Raw genomic sequence first — 18,202 nt, forward strand, 5'->3', positions numbered from 1 at the left:
GGACCCCGAGGTGTGGGCGGGGTCGATCGCGGCCGTGGTTCACGGCGTGCAGCGGCGGGATGAAAGCAACTCTCGGTAAATGGATCGTAATGCAGAGTAAAGGTTGTGGACGGATTTACCGGGCAAATGGGGCAATGCTTCACCCCTGGGAGTGAATAAGAATCCTGGTCGGCTTGTCGTACAAACTCCGTTCGGACCTCGTGCGACGTTGACGGCGCTGCCCGCTCATAGCGGGCATTTCTCGCATGCACCGTCTTGCAGGCCGACTCCAAGGAAGTAGGTGGGCGGAAGATGGCCGCCACCCAGAGGATCGTCACCCTGAGGATCACCGCGGCCATCGCCGCTGCCGCGGCGTGCGCCGCGGTCCTCGCCGGTTGCGCGAACAGTGACTCCGGCGCCGCACCCGAGCACGGCGCCCCCGGCCCGAAGAAGGCCGCGCCCGCCGCCCCCGGCAGCGTGCTCCGGCCGATCGGCGACGGCTCGACCGCGTACACCGGTCAGCAGCCGCGGCTGCCGAGAGCCGAGCGACTCAGACCCGGCCAGAAGCCCCCGCAGTTCGTGGTCTTCTCGTGGGACGGCGCCGGCGAGGACAGTCAGAAGCTCTTCTCGCACTTCCGCAAGGTCGCCAAGAGGAACAACGCGACCATGACCTACTTCCTCAGCGGCGTCTACATGCTTCCCGAGGAGAAGAAGGGCCTCTATCACGCGCCGCAGCACTCGCCGGGCCGCTCCGACATCGGCTTCAATGACGCCAAGGGGATCAAGGACACCGTTGAGCAACTGCGCGGCGCCTGGCTCGAGGGCAATGAGATCGGCACGCACTTCAACGGCCACTTCTGCGGCAGCGACGGGGGCGTCGGCCAGTGGTCGGTGGCCGAGTGGAAGAGTGAGATCCAGCAGGCCAAGTCCTTCGTGAAGGCGTGGAAGACCAACACGGGCATGAAGAAGGCGGCCCCGCTGCCGTTCGACTACGACAAGGAACTCGTCGGCGCCCGCACCCCCTGTCTCGAAGGCAAGAAGAACTTCAAGCGCGCGGCTCACGACCTGGGATTCCGCTACGACACCAGTGGCGTGGACGACCAGGTGTGGCCCAAGAAGAAGAACGGCCTGTGGGACCTGTCCATGCAGCTCGTCCCCTTCCGGGGGCACTCGTACGAGCAGCTCACCATGGACTACAACTTCATGGTCAACCAGTCCGGCTCCACCACGCAGGGCGACCCCGACATGCGCGCGCACTGGGGCAACCAGATGCGCGACAGCCTGTTGGCGGGCTTCGGCCGCGCCTACCGGGGCAACCGCGCCCCACTGATCATCGGTAACCACTTCGAGTCCTGGAACGGCGGCGTCTATATGCGTGCCGTCGAGCAGACGATCCACACGGTCTGCAACAAGCCCGAGGTCCGCTGCGTCTCCTTCCGGCAGCTCGCCGACTGGCTCGACGCGCAGGACCCCGCGACCCTGGACAGGCTCACCGGCCTCGACGTGGGGCAGGCGCCCAAGCAGGGCTGGGCGTCCTTCCTCGCCGACCGGCCGGCCCCGGCACCCAAGGGGGTTCCGGGTGCACCGGCCACCAAGTCGTGAGCTCTGTCAGGCAGTTGCGGTGACGCTCTCCTGAAGGACGAAACCGGGGTCGATCTGTGAAGCCAGGTCGGCCCCGGTCTTCTCGTTGCCCCAACTCTGTGCGTTCTTCTGGTGGAAGTGCACCATCTGGTGCGTGTAACGCTCCCAGTCGCGGGCCTCGTACGTCGCGTCGGCCGCGGCCTGGAGGGCCCGCAGGGCGCTCCTGTTGGGCTCTTCCAGGAGCTCGAAGCGAGGCGGGCGCCCCTTCTCCATGGCGCGCACCCAGTCCGACTGCCCGACGGTGACGAGCAGGTCGTCCCCCACCTCGGAGCGCAGGAAGTCGAGGTCGGCGTCGTCATCGCCCCGCACCTTGTTGCCCACGACCTTCAGGGCGACGCCGAAGTCCTGGGCGTACTCCTTGTACTGGCGATAGACCGAGATGCCCTTCCGCGTCGGCTCGGCCACGAGGAAGGTCATGTCGAAGCGGGTGAACAGGCCGGAGGCGAAGGAGTCGGAGCCCGCGGTCATGTCGACCACCACGTACTCACCTCTGCCGTCGACGAGGTGGTTCAGGCACAGCTCCACCGCTCCGGTCTTGGAGTGGTAGCAGGCGACACCGAGGTCGGCTTCGGTGAAGGGTCCGGTGACCATCAAACGCACGGCGCCGCCGTCGAGTTCCACGAGACGCGCGCAGGCGTCGTACACCGGATTGTTCTCGCCCACGCGCAGCAGCCGTGAGCCCTCTCCGGGCGGCGTGGTCTTGATCATGGTGTCGGCCGAGGCGATGCGCGGGTTCGAGCCGCGCAGATAGTCCTTGATGAGCGGCAGCCGCGCGCCCATGGCGGGCAGCTCGGCGGCGACGTCCTCGTCGAGCCCGAGCGCGGCTCCGAGGTGCTGGTTGATGTCGGCGTCGACGGCGACGACCTGGGATCCGGTGGTGGCGAGGTGGCGGATGAACAGCGAGGACAGCGTCGTCTTACCGCTGCCGCCCTTCCCAACGAAAGCGATCTTCATGTTCACGTAGCGTAGCCGGGGAGCTGCTGTCCGTGCGGGGTCCGCGTGAAGAAGACCACTCCTTCGTGGGGCGGAGGCACGCGGCCCGTAGGGTCGTACTCATGAGTACGACAGCCGATCCCCTCGCCACGCTCGGCACGCTCCCCGGCGTGAGCGACTCCGTGGACTCCGTGCGCAAGGCCGTCGACCGGGTCTACGGACACCGGGTGATGCGGCGCCGCAGCAACGAGGTCACCTCCGAGGCCGCGCTGCGCGGCGCGCGCGGCAGCGCGGCACTGTCCGGCGCGGACTGGGCGCTCGAAGAGGTGCGCAGGCGCACCGACTTCAGCGGAGGGGACGGCGACGGTGAGGCGCCCACGGTCGGCGCCGCGCTGCGGCTGACCGCCGAGGCGGGTCAACTCCTGTCCATCTGGCGGCAGTCGCCGCTTCGGGTGCTGGCGCGTCTGCACCTGGTCGCGGCCGCCGACCGGGAGGACGCGGTCGGGCGCCCGCGCACGCCGGGCGAGCCGGTCGACGAGCCGCTCATCGAGCTTCCGCTGCCGGACGCCGACGAGGTGGCGGGTCGCCTCGAAGGGCTCTCGCAGCTGGTCATCGCGGGGAGTTCGGCGCCGGCCCTGGTCAGTGCCGCCGTGGTGCACGGCGAGCTGCTGGCGCTGCGCCCCTTCGGTTCGCACAATGGGCTGGTCGCGCGCGCCGCCGAACGTGTCGTCCTGGTGGGCAGTGGCTTGGACCCGAAGTCGATCTGCCCCGCCGAGGTCGGGCACGCGGAACTCGGGCGCGCGGCGTATGTGGCCGCACTCGAAGGCTATGTCTCCGGTACGCCGGAGGGCGTGGCGGCGTGGATCGCGCACTGCGGCAAGGCCGTTGAACTCGGGGTGAGGGAGTCGACCGCCGTGTGCGAGGCACTGCAGCGGGGCGCCGCCTGATCCGTCCCTGAACAGGGTTGCGGCGGTACGAGTTCTCGTACCGCCGCTGGCATGGTGCGCCGGGTTACCAAGCGTCCTCGATATATGCCCATCAGGTCGGGACGTTGCCCGTCACCTGGTGCGGCTGGCCCGTAATCGACGGGTCGACGTCGCGTGGGTACCCAGTGTCCATGCTTCGGTCCGTGGGGCCTCGGTTGCGGTTGAAGGTGATCCTCTCGGATGTCCCTGGTCTCGCGGGCCGTTGACTCCTTTGTACTCCTCCCTTGGGAGAAGCGGAAGACCTGGCTGCACTTCTTTACTTTTACGTTCAAAAGCGGCCAAATGGGTCGACGTTTCCTGGGGATCTCCAAGGCCTTGCGGGGCCCGGGGTGGCCTCCTACCGGAGAGCGGCCGGCGTGCGACGTCGACTGGCGTACCAGACGAGCCCCGCCGTCGCGGCCGCGGCGCCCAGCGCCGCCGCCGCGACCAGGGCCGGACGCGACGGAGCGGAGAGATTCGGCAGCCGCTGCTTGAGCCTGACCGGCTTGTGGAAGTCCAGAATCGGCCACTCGCGCGCGAGCGCCTCACGACGCAGAGCCCGGTCCGGGTTGACCGCGTGCGGATGCCCTACGGCGCTCAGCATCGGCACGTCCGTCGCGGAGTCGCTGTACGCGTAGCACCGCGCGAGGTCGTATCCCTCGGACGCGGCGAGCTCCTTGACCGCGTCCGCCTTGGTCGGCCCGTACGCGTAGTACTCCACCTCGCCCGTGAAGCACCCGTCGGATCCGACGACCATGCGCGTGGCCACTACCCGGTCCGCCCCGAGCAATTCGCCGATCGGCTCGACGACCTCGGCACCCGAAGTGGAGACGATGACGACATCGCGCCCGGCGGTGTGGTGCTCCTCGATGAGGGCTGCCGCCTCGTCGTAGATGATCGGGTCGATCAGGTCGTGCAGCGTCTCGGCGACGATCTCCTTCACCTGTTGCACGTTCCAGCCGCGGCACAGCGCCGAAAGGTACGCGCGCATTCGCTCCATCTGGTCGTGGTCGGCGCCGCCGGCGAGGAACACGAACTGGGCGTACGCGGTGCGCAGCACCGCTCGCCGGTTGATCAGCCCGCCTTGGTAGAACGACTTGCTGAAGGTGAGCGTGCTCGACTTAGCGATGACCGTCTTGTCCAGGTCAAAGAAGGCGGCTGTGCGCGGCATGGAGTGGGTCAAGGACTGGATTTCCACGAGTTTGAGCATAGGCGCCCACCATTCGGCGTAAGCTGTGGCGCGTGGGTTTGCTTGAGAAGCCTCTCGGGTACACCATGGAAGTCACGGATCGTTCGCGACCGTGCGTACCCGGTCTGGCTCCTCCCCCCCCGAGTCGGACCGTGGGGACGACCCCCGCTCTCCCCCCCGGCGGGGGTCGTCGCATGTCCGGACCCGTTTTCGGGCCCTTTTTCTTGCCCTTTTCCCCGTGAATCCCGTTCTGCGGGCGGGCGTTGGCCCGCGACGAGTCCATCACTCTGTGTGAGCGTGGGACTGCTCTGCGGAGGTTCCGCCTCGACTTCGCAGTGTCACCGGTATGGGTGAGTGGGATATTCACAACCCTTCTCGCGTCCACAGTTATTGACCAAGATCCACACGATTTCCGGGATCGCTGCACGGTGATTCCGCAGGCGAAGTTCGGATCGGTGTTCATGGCCGGTTCGTTATGTCCAGGCCGTGATGACGGCCGGTATTCGGCGCTCCGGCGCGGGACTTCGCGGCGGGATCGGATCGCCCGCGGGTGCGGGCGTGTGCGGGGAGAAGGGGGATCGGATCGTGGCGGAGGCCAAGGCATGCGATGCGCGGGGCGTACGAAGCGCGCCGTTGATCGTGACGGAGGACGTGGAGCTGCTGGACGACCTGCTGCGGCTGTGCGCCGCGGCGGGCGTGCGGCCCGAGGTCGGGCACGGGAAGCCCGCGGGCAGAGGTGACTGGGAGGCGGCGCCCCTGGTGCTGGTCGGGGACGACGCCGCGGGTCGGCTGCGCGGGGTGGCCCGACGGCGTGGCGTCGTTCTCGTCGGGCGGGACCAGGACGACTCCGGGGTGTGGAAGCGGGCCGTGGAGATCGGCGCGGACCATGTGCTGATGCTCCCCGACGGCGAGCAGTGGCTGATGGACCGGATCGCCGACGTCGCCGAGGGAGTGGGGCGCCCGGCATTGACGGTCGGGGTGATCGGCGGCCGCGGCGGGGCAGGCGCCTCGACGCTGGCGTGCGCGCTGGCGATGGCCTCCGCGCGGGCCGGGCGGCGCACGCTCCTGGTCGACGCGGACCCGCTCGGCGGCGGGCTTGACGTACTGCTCGGCGGTGAGGCGGTGGACGGTCTGCGCTGGCCGGCGTTCGCCCAGTCGCGGGGGCGCGTCGGAAGCACCGCACTGGAGGAATCGCTGCCCCGGCTGCACGATCTGCGGCTGCTCAGCTGGGACCGCGGGGAGTCGGCCGCGGTGCCGCCCGAGGCGGTACGAGCGGTGCTGGCGGCGGGCCGGCGCCGAGGTGGCGTCGTCGTGGTGGATCTGCCGCGCCGGATCGACGCCGGATCGGTGGAGGCGCTGGCCCAGCTCGACCTGGGTCTGCTCGTCGTGCCACCGGAGCTGCGGGCCGTCGCGGCGGCTCGGCGGGTGGCCGGTGCGGTGGGCATGGTGCTGCGGGATCTGCGGGTGGTGACGGCGCCCGGGGCCGGGACCGGGGCGCTGGACGGGGACGAGGTGGCGCGGCTGCTCGGGTTGCCGCTTGCCGGTGAACTCCCCGCGGCCCGGCGGGCGATGGAGGGTCCTGGGCTGACGGCAGGCCGCGAATCGGGGGGCCCGCTGGGGCGGTTCTGCACGGAGTTCTGGGAGCGGGTGCCGGTGGGGCCGGAGGACGGGGGTGGGGCGTGAGCGTCCACAAGTACGGAACCGCGGTAGCTGGGGCGCCCTGGACGGTCGAGGTGATTGAGGTGATTGAGGTGACTGAGGTGATTGAGCTGATCGGGGTGGTGGCGATGCAGGTGTCGTGGTGCGAGATGGATACGGGGGACCTGCGGTGAGCGCGGTGGTCGGGGCGCGGATGCTGGACGGCGTACGCCAATGGCTCGCGGAGAACGGGGCAGAGGCGACGCCCGCTCGGGTCGCCGAGGCGCTACGGGCTCAGGGACGAATTCTCGGAGACGCCGAAGTGCTCGGCGCGGCAGGCCCGTTGAGGTCGGAACTGGTAGGTGCGGGGCCGCTCGAACCGTTGCTCGCCGATGCGTCGGTGACGGACGTCCTGGTGTCGGCGCCGGACCAGGTGTGGGTCGACCGGGGCGGTGGCCTCGAGCTGACCGGGGTGGCCTTCGAAAACGCCTCGTCTGTAAGGAGGTTGGCGCAGCGCCTCGCGGCCGTCGTGGGGCGGCGCCTCGACGACGCCCGGCCCTGGGTGGACGCGAGGATGCCCGACGGGACGCGGTTGCATGCGGTGCTGCCGCCGATCGCGGTGGGCTGCACCTGCCTGTCGCTGCGGGTCGTACGGCCGCGCGCCTTCACCCTGGAGGAACTGGTGGCGGCCGGGACCGTGCCACCGGGCGGCGGCCGGGTACTGCGGGCGCTGCTCGACGCGCGACTGTCGTACCTGATCAGCGGCGGAACGGGGAGCGGCAAGACGACGCTGCTGAGCGCGCTGCTCGGCCTGGTCGGGCCGCAGGAGCGGATCGTACTGGCCGAGGACTCCGCCGAGTTGCGGCCGAGCCATCCGCACGTGGTGCGGCTGGAGGCGCGGCCCGCCAACCAGGAGGGCGCCGGGGCCGTCGGCCTTGAGGATCTGGTGCGACAGGCGCTGCGGATGCGGCCCGACCGGCTTGTGGTGGGCGAGGTCCGAGGCGCCGAGGTCGTCTCGTTGCTCGCGGCGCTCAACACCGGGCACCAAGGTGGCTGCGGGACCGTGCACGCCAATGCGGCCAGTGATGTTCCGGCGCGCCTGGAGGCCCTGGGGACGGCGGCCGGGCTCGACCGTGCGGCGCTGCACAGCCAGCTGGCGGCCGCGGTGTCCGTGGTGCTGCATCTCGTACGGGACCGGAGCGGGCGGCGTCGGGTCGCGCAGGTGCACGTGCTGGAGCGGGACGCGGCGGGGTGGGTGCGGACGGTGTCGGCGTTGGAGTGGGGCGAGCGGGGGTTCGTACCGGGGGAGGGGTGGGCGCGGCTCGGAAAGCTGCTGGGGGTGCGGCTGCCATGAGGAGCGGGGCGTTGTCGGGGGCGGTCGTGGGGGTGCTGGGAGTGGTGGCTGTGCTGTGGGCTGTCGGTCGGCGGGATGCCGAGGTGCGACGGATTCGGGCGGTGCTGGGCGTCGGCCCGGACGCGGGGGCGTCGACGGGGTGGCGGTGTGCCGCCGAGCGGTGGTGGAGGTGGGGTCGGACGCGGCCGGAGTGGGGCTGCCTGGTCGTCGGCTTGCTGATCGGGCTCGTCGGGGCCTCGATGGTGCCGCTCGTGCTCGGCGCGTGCGCCGTGCCCGGGGCGGCGCGGGTGCTGCGGGCACGGGAGGCGCGGCGGGAGCGGGAGGGGCGCGGGGACGCCGTGATCCGGTTGTGCGGGCTGATGGCGGGGGAGGTGCGCGCCGGGCGGCAGCCGGGAGAGGCGCTGGCTGTCGCGGTGCGGGAGTCGGCGGCGCTGTCCGGCGAGGGAAGCGCGGCCGTGGTGGCTGCCGCGCGCTTCGGCGGAGACGTGTCCGGCGCGCTGCGGGAGGCGGCGCGTCAGCCGGGCGCGGAAGGGTTGCACGGGCTCGCGGCGTGTTGGCGGGTGGCTGTGGACCGGGGCGCCGGGCTCGCGGCGGGGCTCGAGCGGCTCGCGGGGGCGTTACGGGCGGAGCGGGATCAACGGGCGGACCTGCAAGCCCAGTTGGCCGGCCCCTGGTCGACCGCGGTGATGCTCGCCGGGCTGCCGGTGCTCGGGTTGCTGCTCGGTTCGGCGCTGGGGGCACGGCCGTTGAGGGTGCTGCTGCATACCGGGGCCGGGGTGGGGTGCCTGGTGGTGGGCGGGGCGTTGGAGGCGGCGGGGATGTGCTGGGCCGTGCGGATTGTGCGGGGGGCGGAGGCGTGAGGGGGGGGCGGCGTTGGGTGTCGAGGCTGGGGCTTGGTCCGGGTCGGAGCTAGGAGCTGGAGCTGAGAGCAGGGCCGGGGCTTGGGCGGGGCCGGGATCGGGGGCGATGTCGGGGTCTGGTCCCGGTCGGGGTCTGGGGACAGGTCCGGGCTTGGGGGGCGGGTACGGCGCCGAGATGCGGGGGGTTGGGCCGGGTTGCCGGGTGTGGGGGAGCGCGTGTGTGCGTGGGACGGGGCTGGTTGTGCCGTCACGGGTCTTCAAGGGTCGGATCGGATCGGGGGAGTGAGGGGCGATGGATGTTGTCCACAGGCTGGGGTTAGTGCTGTGTGTCGCCGTTCTGGTGGCGTCGCTGGTGTCGGAAATCGGGGCGCGGCGCCGGGAGCGGGCGGCGCGGCGGCGGGTGAGGCTCGTGCTGGCGGTGGCAGCGGCGCGGCCGGGGCGGCGCTCGTGGGGAGTGCCCGTCGCGGTCCGGCGATGGGCGCCGGCGGCTGGTGCGGTGAGCGCCGGGTATGTGCTGGTCGGTGGCGTGGCCGGGCTGGTGATCGGGGCGATCGCGGGGGTCGCTGTGTGGCGGTGGTGGCGGGAGAGGGAGGCGCGGACGCGTACGTCGGCAGACACGGGCGCGGTCGTACGGGCCGAGGCCGAGGGACAACTGCCCCTGGTTGCCGACCTTTTGGCCGCTTGCCTCGCCGCCGGTGCGGAACCGGTGGGGGCGGCACGGGCCGTGGGGGAGTCGGCAGGAGGCCCGGTCGGCCGAGCCATGGCGCGGGGCGCCGCTCAGGTGCGGCTCGGGGGTGAACCAGGGTTGGCGTGGCGGGAGTTGGCGGCGATACCGGGAGCCGGTGAGTTGGTCCGGCTACTGGAGCGGGCGGGTGAATCCGGGGCACCGGCGGCGGCGCCGGTGGCGCGGTTCGCCGCGGAGTGCAGAGCCGAGCGGGCGCGCCGGACGACAGCGGTGGCACGCCGGGCCGCGGTGGTGATCACGGCTCCGGTAGGGCTGTGCTTCCTGCCCGCGTTCCTCGTGATCGGGGTGCTGCCCGTGGTGATCGGCCTCGCGGACGGAGTGCTGGGCGGCCGCTGAGGCGATGCCTGCGGTGCGGCCCGTCTGTAGGGGCGAGTGAGTGGTGAACAACGTTGATTCTCATGGGGGTTGTGATGGCAGGAACCAGTGAAGAGCGGGCGTTTGGGCGGTTGTGCAAAGGAGCGCGGCGCTGGGCCCGGGCGGTGGGTTCAGCACGCCGGGACGCAGGAATGGTCAGCGCCGAGTACGCCGTGGGGCTGATCGCGGCGGTGGGTTTCGCCGGGCTGCTGTACCAAGTGGTGACGAGCGATGTCGTGCAGTCGGCGTTGCAGTCGCTGGTGGCGAAGGCGCTCCATGGGTCGTTCTGAGGAGTGGCGTTCTGAAGCGGGTCGTTGTGGGGTGGGTCGTTGTGAGGCGCTGCGCCGGCCCGGTCGTGACCGGGGCTTTGTGACAGCCGAGGCTGCCGTGGTGCTGCCGGTGCTGGTGGCGTTCACGATGGCGCTGATCTGGGCGGTCCTCGCGGCATCGGCGCAGATCAGGTGTGTGGACGCGGCGCGGGCCGGGGCCAGGGCGGTGGCCCGGCAGGAACCGCGGGGCGCCGCACTCGATGCCGCGCGGAGTGCCGCCCCGCCCGGCGCGCGGATCGAGGTGAGCCGGGAGGGCGACCTGGTCCGGGTGACGGTGCGGGCCCGTTCGGCGGGGCCGGGTCCGCTCGGGGTCGAACTGGGCGCGCAGGCCGTGGCGGCGGCGGAGGAGACGGCGGGGGAGGCATGAGGAGACACATGACGGGGCGGGGTGGAAAGCGTGGGATGCGGTGGCCCCGCCGGGCGGGTTCGGACCGCGGGTCCGCGACGGTGTGGGTGGTCATGGCGCTGGCCGCGGTCGGGGTGATCTTCGGTGGCGTACTGGCGATGGGGCGGGCGGTCGAGGCACGGCACCGGGCGGGCGGCGCGGCCGACTTGGCGGCGCTGGCAGCCGCCGATCACTGGATGGAGGGCAGGGCGGACGCGTGCGCACTGGCAAGGAGAGTGGCCCGGGCGCAGGGGACGAGGCTCCTACGGTGCGCCGTGTACGGGGAGGTGTCCGACGTGACAGCGGCCGCGGGGTCCGGTGCGTTCGCGGCGCAGGTGCGGGCCCGGGCTGGTCCCGCGGGGTCGGCCGTGCCCGGGGGCTCTGCGGGGTCGGCCGTGCCCGGGGGCTCTGCGGGGTCGGCCGTGCCCGGGGGCTCCGCGGGGCTGGCCGTGCCCGCGCGGCCCGCGCGGATGCCGGCGGCGCCGTGATGACTACACGCGGGGTCCGGTGTGTTCGCGGCGCAGGTGCGGGCCCGGGCTGGTCCCGCGGGGTCGGCCGCATCGCGGCCCGCCGAGTTGTCCGGGGGCCGGCGCGTCCGTCCCGCTGCCGATGTGAAGTTCCGCACCAGCGGGGGGCGGGGCGCGGCCTCGTCAGGGGTTCAGGCGCTGTCCGATACCGGGAACGCCCCGTCCGGCCCTGCCGTCGTGTCGGACGTTTCGGGGGCGGAGGTGCCCGGAGCAGGGGACTGTGGCGCGGATGTGCCCGGCGCGGCGGCGTCCGCCGCTCCCTTCAGCAGGGTCGAGAGGAGGCGTACCGCCCCGCGCTTGTGCAACGGGTCGTTGCCGTTGCCGCACTTGGGGGACTGGATGCAGGAGGGGCAGCCCGCCTCGCATTCGCAGGAGGCGATGGCCGCGCGGGTGGCGGTCAGCCATTCCTGGGCGGTGTGGAAGGCGCGTTCGGCGAAGCCCGCCCCGCCGGGGTGGCCGTCGTAGACGAAGACCGTGGGGAGCAGCGTGTCCGGGTGGAGGGGGATCGAGACGCCGCCGATGTCCCAGCGGTCGCAGGTGGCGAAGAGGGGGAGCATGCCGATGGAGGCGTGTTCGGCGGCGTGCAGGGCGCCGCCGAGGATCTCGGGATTGATCCGGGCGGCGTCGAGCTGGTCCTCGGTGACCGTCCACCACACGGCGCGGGTGCGCAGCGTACGAGGAGGGAGGTCGAGTTTCGTCTCGCCGAGGACTTCGCCCGTGATGAGGCGGCGGCGGAGATAGCCGACGACCTGGTTGGTGACCTCGACCGAGCCGTAGCACAACCGGCCCTCGCCCCAGGGGACTTCGATGTCCGTCTCCAGGATGGAGATGGCGGTGGTGTCGCGGGCGGTGGTGGAGTACGTGGGGTTGCCCGGTTCGACGAGGGCGACGTCGTCGTCGAGGTCGAGGTGTTTCACCACGTACGTGCGGCCCTGGTGGAGGTGGACCGCGCCGTCGTGGACGGTCGTGTGCGCGGAGCCGGCGTCGACCGTGCCGAGAAGGCGGCCCGTGGCGGCCTCGACGATCTGGACGGGGTTGCCACCCTCGCCCCGGATGTCGGCGAGGTCGGCGGCGGATTCGCGGCGCGTCCAGTGCCAGGCCTTGACTCGGCGGCGGAGCAGTTTCGCCGCTTCCAGTTGCGGGAGGAGGTCGATTGTTGCCGGGCCGAAGAGCTCCAAGTCCTCCTCGGTGAGCGGGAGTTCGGCCGCGGCCGCGCACAGGTGCGGTGCCAGTACGTAGGGGTTGTCGGGGTCGAGGACCGTCGACTCGACCGGCTGGTCGAAGAGGGCCTCGGGGTGGTGGACCAGGTAGGTGTCCAGCGGATCGTCACGGGCGACGAGGACGGCGAGCGCGCCCTGGCCCGTGCGGCCGGCGCGGCCCGCTTGCTGCCACAGGGAGGCCCGTGTGCCCGGGTAGCCGGCGATCACGACGGCGTCCAATCCCGAGACGTCGATGCCGAGTTCGAGGGCGGTGGTGGCGGCGAGGCCGAGGAGTTCGCCGGAGTGCAGGGCGGCTTCGAGGGCCCGGCGTTCTTCCGAGAGGTAGCCGCCCCGGTAGGCGGCGACGCGGCGGGCCAGCGAGCGGTCGATCTCGGACAGGCGTTCCTTGGCGATCACCGAGATCAGTTCGGCGCCTCGGCGGGAGCGCACGAAGGCGACGGATCGGACGCCCTGCACGGTCAGGTCGGTGAGCAGGTCCGCGGTCTCGGCGGTGGCGGTGCGCCGGACCGGGGCGCCCTTCTCGCCCTGCATCTCGGTGAGAGGGGGTTCCCAGAGGGCGAAGACCAGTTCGCCGCGGGGTGAGGCGTCGTCGGCGACCTCGACGACCGGCAGGCCCGTCAACCGGCGGGCGGCGACGGCCGGTTCGGCGGCCGTGGCGGAGGCGAGGAGGAAGACCGGGGAGGAGCCGTAGCGGGCGCAGAGGCGGCGCAGGCGGCGCAGGATCTGGGCGACGTGCGAGCCGAAGACACCGCGGTAGGTGTGGCACTCGTCGATGACGACGTACTTGAGCGCCTTGAGGAAGGAGGACCAGCGCGGGTGGGAGGGCAATATCCCGCGGTGCAGCATGTCGGGGTTGGTGAGGACGTAGTTGCCGAACTGACGTACCCATTCACGTTCCTCGAACGGGGTGTCGCCGTCGTAGACCGCGGGACGGATCGCCGGACCCAGAGGTTGTGAAAGTTCCTTCACCGATCGGCACTGGTCCGCCGCGAGCGCCTTCGTCGGGGCGAGGTACAGGGCGGTCGCGCCGCGTCCGTTGGGCGCCTCCGATCCGTCGAGCAGTTTCGACAGGACCGGGGTCAGGTAGGCGAGGGACTTGCCGGAGGCCGTACCGGTGGCGACGATCACCGATTCGCCGTCCAGGGCATGCTCGGCCGCGCGGGCCTGATGGGCCCAGGGGTGCTCGATTCCCGCGTTCTGTACAGCCGCGATGACCTCGGATCGGATCCGATCGGGCCAGACTGCATGACGGCCGGGGCGAGGGGGCAAGTGCTCCGTATGAGTGATGCGCGCAGCCCTGTTCGGACCCGAGGCGAGCCGCTCCAGAACCGCCCCCGGAGAGGGGCGGGAGGCAGCGGACCGCGAGGGTCGTTCGGGTCGGTGATTCTTGGCCATCGACACCGAGTGTGTCACTCGGGATGACGGACAATGCTTCCAAGGCGTCGTGCATGCCTGCCGGTAAGTGATTGAATGCCATCGCGGCTGGCGAACCGTCCCGGGGGATCAAGCCGAGGTATCCCCAAGGGGCGACCGCTCGATAGCAAGGTGCTGGAGGATCCGTGGACCTGTCCCTGTCGACCCGTACCGTCGGCGATCGTACGGTCGTCGAGGTCGGTGGCGAAATCGATGTATATACCGCGCCCAAGCTGCGCGAGCAGCTGGTCGAGCTGGTGAACGACGGCAGTTTCCACCTGGTCGTCGACATGGAGGGCGTGGACTTCCTCGACTCCACCGGGCTCGGCGTGCTGGTCGGCGGCCTGAAGCGGGTGCGGGCCCATGAGGGCTCGCTGCGCCTGGTCTGCAACCAGGAGCGCATTCTCAAGATCTTCCGGATCACGGGCCTGACCAAGGTGTTCCCGATCCACACCTCGGTCGAGGAAGCCGTAGCGGCGACCGACTGAGTCAGCCCGATCGGCCTGATCGGACCTTTCGTTGGATCAGGCCGTTCTGGCGGATCAGACCGTTCCGGTGGATCCGGTTGATGGTGGGGATCGGGCTTTGGCCGGCCCGGCCCCCGAAAGCACGCCCACGTCCGAGGGGGATGCATGGCCACTGTCGAACTCCGCTTCAGCCCTCTGCCCGAGCACGTCAGGACCGCCCGCCTCGTGGCGGCCGCGGTGGCGCGCAGGGCGGGCGTGGACGAGGCCGTGCTCGACGAGGTCAGGCTCGCCGTCGGAGAGGCCTGCACGCGCGCCGTGGGGCTGCATCAGAGCAGTGGCATCTCGGCGCCGGTGCGGGTAGCACTGATCGAGGAGGAGAAGCAGTTCTCCATCGAGGTCGGTGACGAGGCGCCGCGCACGGTGGTCAATCCCGATGTCCCCGGCGCCCGAGGCGCCGCGGACGATCTGGAGGCCGAGGGCGAGGACGAGATGGGACTCGCCGTCATCAGCGGCCTCGTCGACGATGTCGAGGTCACCGCCGACGAGTCCGGAGGTCTCCTTCGGATGACATGGCCGACCGCGCCGTTGACGCTGCCGTAGCCCCGGAGTGGTTCCGCCGCTGATCTTTACGATCTGGCCGATCTTTATCGCGATCTCTGTAGAGGCCCTGTTCGCCACCCATGGTGAACAGGGCCTCTTCTGCATCCTCTGATATTTCCCGTCGCGGATTTCTAGATCAGCGATCATCGGGGATCATCGGGGATCATTGGGGATCGCCAATTAATGCCTCAAAGGCGTTATCCGATCCTCCCCCGATCCGGCCCGACTGGTGTTCGTCGATCATTTGCCGGGTAGCAGAAGAAGAACATTTCCGTTTGCCGCGTACTGTTTTGATCAGGTTCCGCTACCTACAATCCGTCCACATCTTGAGCTCAGCCCAAGCTTCAAGGAGGACGAATGGCGGAGCGCTCTACCTTCGCAGCCGCAGTCCTGACGGACGACAACCGTCTGATCGTGATCGTCATCGCCGTCGTCGCGCTCGCGGCGCTCGCCGTCGCCGGAGTCCTGGTGCGCCAGGTGCTCGCGGCCGGTGAGGGAACGGATTCCATGAAGAAGATCGCGGCCGCGGTCCAGGAAGGCGCGAAAGCCTATCTTGGTCGACAGCTGCGCACCCTCGCCGTATTCGCGGTCGTGGTGTTCTTCCTGCTCATGCTGCTTCCGGCGGACGACTGGAATCAGCGAGCCGGGCGTTCGATCTTCTTCTTGATCGGCGCCGTGTTCTCGGCGACCACCGGCTATATCGGAATGTGGCTCGCGGTGCGCAGCAATGTGCGCGTCGCCGCCGCGGCCAGGGAAGCAACACCGGCGGAAGGCGAGCCGGAAAAGGATCTCACCGCCGTCTCGCACAAAGCCATGAAGATCGCTTTCCGTACGGGCGGCGTCGTCGGCATGTTCACGGTGGGCCTCGGTCTGCTCGGTGCCTCGTGTGTCGTGCTCGTCTACGCGGCCGACGCGCCCAAGGTCCTGGAGGGCTTCGGGCTCGGGGCCGCGCTGATCGCGATGTTCATGCGCGTCGGGGGCGGCATCTTCACCAAGGCCGCCGACGTCGGCGCCGACCTGGTCGGCAAGGTCGAGCAGGGCATTCCCGAGGATGACCCGCGCAATGCCGCGACCATCGCCGACAACGTGGGCGACAACGTCGGAGACTGCGCCGGGATGGCCGCCGACCTCTTCGAGTCCTACGCCGTCACGCTGGTCGCCGCGCTGATCCTCGGCAAGGCGGCCTTCGGTGACGCCGGGCTCGCGTTCCCGCTGATCGTGCCCGCGATCGGGGTCATCACAGCGATGATCGGCATCTTCGCCGTCGCGCCCCGGCGCGCCGACCGCAGCGGGATGAGCGCCATCAACCGCGGGTTCTTCATCTCCGCGCTGATCTCGCTCGCCCTCGTCGCCGTGGCCGTCTTCGTGTACCTCCCGTCCTCCTACGGTGACCTGGACGGCGTAACCGACAAGATGATCCAGGCCAAGGACGGCGATCCGCGGATTCTCGCGGTCGTCGCCGTCGCGATCGGCATCGTGCTCGCCGCGCTGATCCAGCAGCTCACCGGCTACTTCACCGAGACGACCCGGCGCCCGGTCAAGGACATCGGCAAGACGTCGCTGACCGGGCCCGCGACCGTCGTGCTCGCGGGCATCTCGCTCGGCCTCGAATCGGCGGTGTACACCGCGGTGCTGATCGGGCTCGGCGTCTACGGGGCGTTCCTGCTCGGCGGTACGTCGATCATGCTCGCGCTGTTCGCGGTCGCCCTGGCCGGCACCGGGCTGCTCACCACCGTCGGCGTCATCGTGGCCATGGACACCTTCGGGCCGGTCTCCGACAACGCGCAGGGCATCGCCGAGATGTCCGGCGACGTACAGGGATCGGGCGCGAAGGTACTGACCGACCTGGACGCGGTCGGCAACACGACGAAGGCCATCACCAAGGGCATCGCCATCGCCACGGCCGTGCTCGCGGCCGCGGCCCTGTTCGGCTCGTACCGTGACGCGATTCTCACCGCCGCGAGCGACGTGGGGGAGAAGGTCGGCGAGGGCGGGCCGATGAACCTGGTGATGGACATCTCACAGCCCAACAACCTGGTGGGGCTCATCGGCGGCGCCGCGGTGGTGTTCCTCTTCTCCGGGCTCGCCATCAACGCCGTGTCCCGGTCCGCGGGTTCGGTGGTCTACGAGGTGCGGCGGCAGTTCCGTGAGCACCCCGGGATCATGGACTACACGGAGGAGCCGGAGTACGGGCGCGTCGTCGACATCTGCACGAAGGACGCGCTCAGGGAGCTGGCCACGCCCGGTCTGCTCGCCGTCATGGCGCCGATCGCGATCGGCTTCACGCTCGGTGTGGGCGCGTTGGGCGCCTATCTCGCCGGGGCCATCGGCACCGGAACGCTGATGGCGGTCTTCCTCGCCAACTCCGGTGGCGCCTGGGACAACGCGAAGAAGCTCGTCGAGGACGGGCACCACGGCGGCAAGGGCAGTGAGGCCCATGCGGCCACCGTGATCGGTGACACGATCGGCGACCCGTTCAAGGACACCGCGGGGCCCGCCATCAACCCGCTGCTGAAGGTGATGAACCTCGTCGCGCTGCTCATCGCGCCCGCGGTCGTCAAGTTCAGCTACGGGGAGGACGCGAGCGTGCCCGTACGGGTCGTGGTCGCCGTCGTCTCGCTCGGCGTCATCATCGGCGCGGTGTACGTGTCCAAGCGGCGCGGCATCGCCGTCGGCGACGACGACGGGAACGGCGACAGCAAGTCGGGGCGGGTGCCGAAGCCGGCCGATCCGGCCGTGGCGCCGTCCCGTACCTAGCGACATACGGAGCGGCAGCCTCAACAGGTGGGCGGGCAGCGGAGCTTGACGGGCTGTCCGCCCACCTTCGTGCCCACTGTCGTGCCCATCTCTGTGACACCTGTGCCCGGTGAACATCTCCGGGATTCGTGTGCTCTTCTTCCGTGAGCCTTATCTCTCTTGATGCAAATGGCTGCTAAAGGTCAAGAAAGCGGTCTTATGGGACGTCCGAGGTGCGATTGTCGTGTGCTCGGCGTGTAAGTTCCGGGGCCGAGAGCCATGGAAGGGACCGATCCGGTGAACAAGAAGCTTGCAGCCGCGCTGTCCGGCGGCGCGGTACTGGTACTGGCCCTGTCGGGCTGCAGCGACGACAGCAACGACAAGCTGAACTCCTGGGCCAAGCAGGTCTGCGACAAGGTCCAGCCGCAGGCCAAGAAGATCGAGTCGGCCAACGCCGCGATCCAGAAGGAGACGTCGGACAACAGCGCGCCGTCCGCCGTCCAGAAGACGGACTCGAAGGCGTTCCAGGACATGTCCGACGCGTACAAGGCGATCGGTGACGCCGTCGACAAGGCGGGCGCCCCGAACGTCGACGGCGGCGAGAAGAAGCAGCAGGACGCGGTCAAGGAGCTGGACAAGATCTCCACCTCCTACGCCGACCTGAAGAAGCAGGTCGACAAGTTGGACACCGACGACCAGGCGAAGTTCGCCGAGGGCCTCAAGGGGATCGCGGGCTCGCTCGACAAGCTGAGCCAGTCCGGCAGCGATGCCCTGAAGAACCTCGAGGAGGGGGACGTGGGCAAGGCGATGGCCAAGCAGGAGAGCTGCAAGAGCGCCTCCGCCACGCCGTCGGGCTCCTGACCCGCC

Annotated in this window: 16 protein-coding genes and 1 pseudogene; 14 read left to right on the top strand and 3 right to left on the bottom strand. The window is 70.4% G+C overall.

Annotation, left to right across the window (positions count from 1 at the left end):
- The first annotated feature begins 291 nt into the window (after positions 1-291).
- Positions 292-1,581 carry a hypothetical protein gene (locus ACIREE_RS31090; protein ID WP_404159457.1) on the top strand — a complete coding sequence of 430 codons (1,290 nt, stop codon included), beginning with the start codon at positions 292-294 and terminating at the stop codon, positions 1,579-1,581.
- Between the two features lie 6 nt (positions 1,582-1,587).
- On the opposite strand, the gene ACIREE_RS31095 is transcribed toward ACIREE_RS31090, so the two are convergent.
- Positions 1,588-2,574: an ATP-binding protein gene (locus tag ACIREE_RS31095; RefSeq protein WP_404159460.1), complete on the bottom strand. Its 987-nt coding sequence runs from the start codon at positions 2,572-2,574 to the stop codon at positions 1,588-1,590.
- Positions 2,575-2,675: 101 nt separating this feature from the next.
- Between ACIREE_RS31095 and ACIREE_RS31100 the strand changes: the two genes are divergently transcribed.
- Positions 2,676-3,500 (top strand): oxidoreductase, encoded by an 825-nt coding sequence (locus ACIREE_RS31100; protein ID WP_404159463.1) that lies wholly within the window; start codon positions 2,676-2,678, stop codon positions 3,498-3,500.
- 376 nt (positions 3,501-3,876) lie between these two features.
- Here the strand turns inward: ACIREE_RS31100 and ACIREE_RS31105 are convergent, their stop codons facing one another.
- Positions 3,877-4,728 (bottom strand): HAD family hydrolase, encoded by an 852-nt coding sequence (locus tag ACIREE_RS31105; protein ID WP_404159466.1) that lies wholly within the window; start codon positions 4,726-4,728, stop codon positions 3,877-3,879.
- A gap of 468 nt (positions 4,729-5,196) precedes the next feature.
- Here ACIREE_RS31105 and ssd point away from each other — a divergent pair, with 468 nt between their 5' ends.
- The 8 genes and pseudogenes from ssd to ACIREE_RS31145 all read left to right on the top strand — a co-directional run.
- The gene (gene ssd, locus ACIREE_RS31110) at positions 5,197-6,390 is read left to right on the top strand and encodes a septum site-determining protein Ssd (protein ID WP_404159469.1); all 1,194 of its coding nucleotides are present in this window, start codon (positions 5,197-5,199) and stop codon (positions 6,388-6,390) included.
- Positions 6,387-6,539, top strand: coding sequence for a hypothetical protein (locus tag ACIREE_RS31115; RefSeq protein WP_404159471.1), 153 nt, complete (start codon positions 6,387-6,389; stop codon positions 6,537-6,539). The genes ssd and ACIREE_RS31115 overlap by 4 nt, the downstream gene beginning before the upstream one ends.
- Before the next feature lie 20 nt (positions 6,540-6,559).
- On the top strand, positions 6,560-7,699 hold the full coding sequence (locus ACIREE_RS31120; protein ID WP_404159777.1) for a TadA family conjugal transfer-associated ATPase: 1,140 nt from the start codon (positions 6,560-6,562) through the stop codon (positions 7,697-7,699).
- Entirely contained in the window at positions 7,696-8,559 is an 864-nt protein-coding gene (locus ACIREE_RS31125) for a type II secretion system F family protein (RefSeq protein ID WP_404159474.1), read from the top strand. Before ACIREE_RS31120 ends, ACIREE_RS31125 begins: the two co-directional genes overlap by 4 nt.
- Before the next feature lie 292 nt (positions 8,560-8,851).
- Positions 8,852-9,640 carry a type II secretion system F family protein gene (locus ACIREE_RS31130; RefSeq protein WP_404159477.1) on the top strand — a complete coding sequence of 263 codons (789 nt, stop codon included), beginning with the start codon at positions 8,852-8,854 and terminating at the stop codon, positions 9,638-9,640.
- Between the two features lie 170 nt (positions 9,641-9,810).
- Complete coding sequence (locus ACIREE_RS31135; RefSeq protein WP_404159480.1) at positions 9,811-9,948, top strand: DUF4244 domain-containing protein; 138 nt, start codon at positions 9,811-9,813, stop codon at positions 9,946-9,948.
- Positions 9,935-10,354 (top strand): TadE family type IV pilus minor pilin, encoded by a 420-nt coding sequence (locus ACIREE_RS31140; protein ID WP_404159482.1) that lies wholly within the window; start codon positions 9,935-9,937, stop codon positions 10,352-10,354. The genes ACIREE_RS31135 and ACIREE_RS31140 overlap by 14 nt, the downstream gene beginning before the upstream one ends.
- Positions 10,355-10,389: 35 nt before the next feature.
- A pseudogene (locus tag ACIREE_RS31145) lies at positions 10,390-10,740 on the top strand (Rv3654c family TadE-like protein); the annotation flags it as partial.
- 290 nt (positions 10,741-11,030) lie between these two features.
- On the opposite strand, the gene ACIREE_RS31150 reads toward ACIREE_RS31145, so the two are convergent.
- Complete coding sequence (locus ACIREE_RS31150; RefSeq protein ID WP_404159485.1) at positions 11,031-13,514, bottom strand: DEAD/DEAH box helicase; 2,484 nt, start codon at positions 13,512-13,514, stop codon at positions 11,031-11,033.
- A 164-nt stretch (positions 13,515-13,678) separates the two neighbouring features.
- Between ACIREE_RS31150 and bldG the strand changes: the two genes are divergently transcribed.
- From bldG to ACIREE_RS31170, 4 genes are all read left to right on the top strand, one after another.
- On the top strand, positions 13,679-14,020 hold the full coding sequence (gene bldG / locus ACIREE_RS31155) for an anti-sigma factor antagonist BldG (RefSeq protein WP_003975386.1): 342 nt from the start codon (positions 13,679-13,681) through the stop codon (positions 14,018-14,020).
- Positions 14,021-14,164: 144 nt separating this feature from the next.
- Complete coding sequence (locus ACIREE_RS31160) at positions 14,165-14,599, top strand: ATP-binding protein (protein WP_404159487.1); 435 nt, start codon at positions 14,165-14,167, stop codon at positions 14,597-14,599.
- Between the two features lie 357 nt (positions 14,600-14,956).
- Positions 14,957-17,356: a sodium-translocating pyrophosphatase gene (locus ACIREE_RS31165; protein ID WP_404159490.1), complete on the top strand. Its 2,400-nt coding sequence runs from the start codon at positions 14,957-14,959 to the stop codon at positions 17,354-17,356.
- Positions 17,357-17,614: 258 nt separating this feature from the next.
- Entirely contained in the window at positions 17,615-18,196 is a 582-nt protein-coding gene (locus tag ACIREE_RS31170) for a small secreted protein (protein WP_404159493.1), read from the top strand.
- The last annotated feature ends 6 nt before the right edge of the window (positions 18,197-18,202 follow it).

The sequence above is a fragment of the Streptomyces sp. NPDC102467 genome, from assembly GCF_044765445.1.
Taxonomy (GTDB): Bacteria; Actinomycetota; Actinomycetes; order Streptomycetales; family Streptomycetaceae; genus Streptomyces.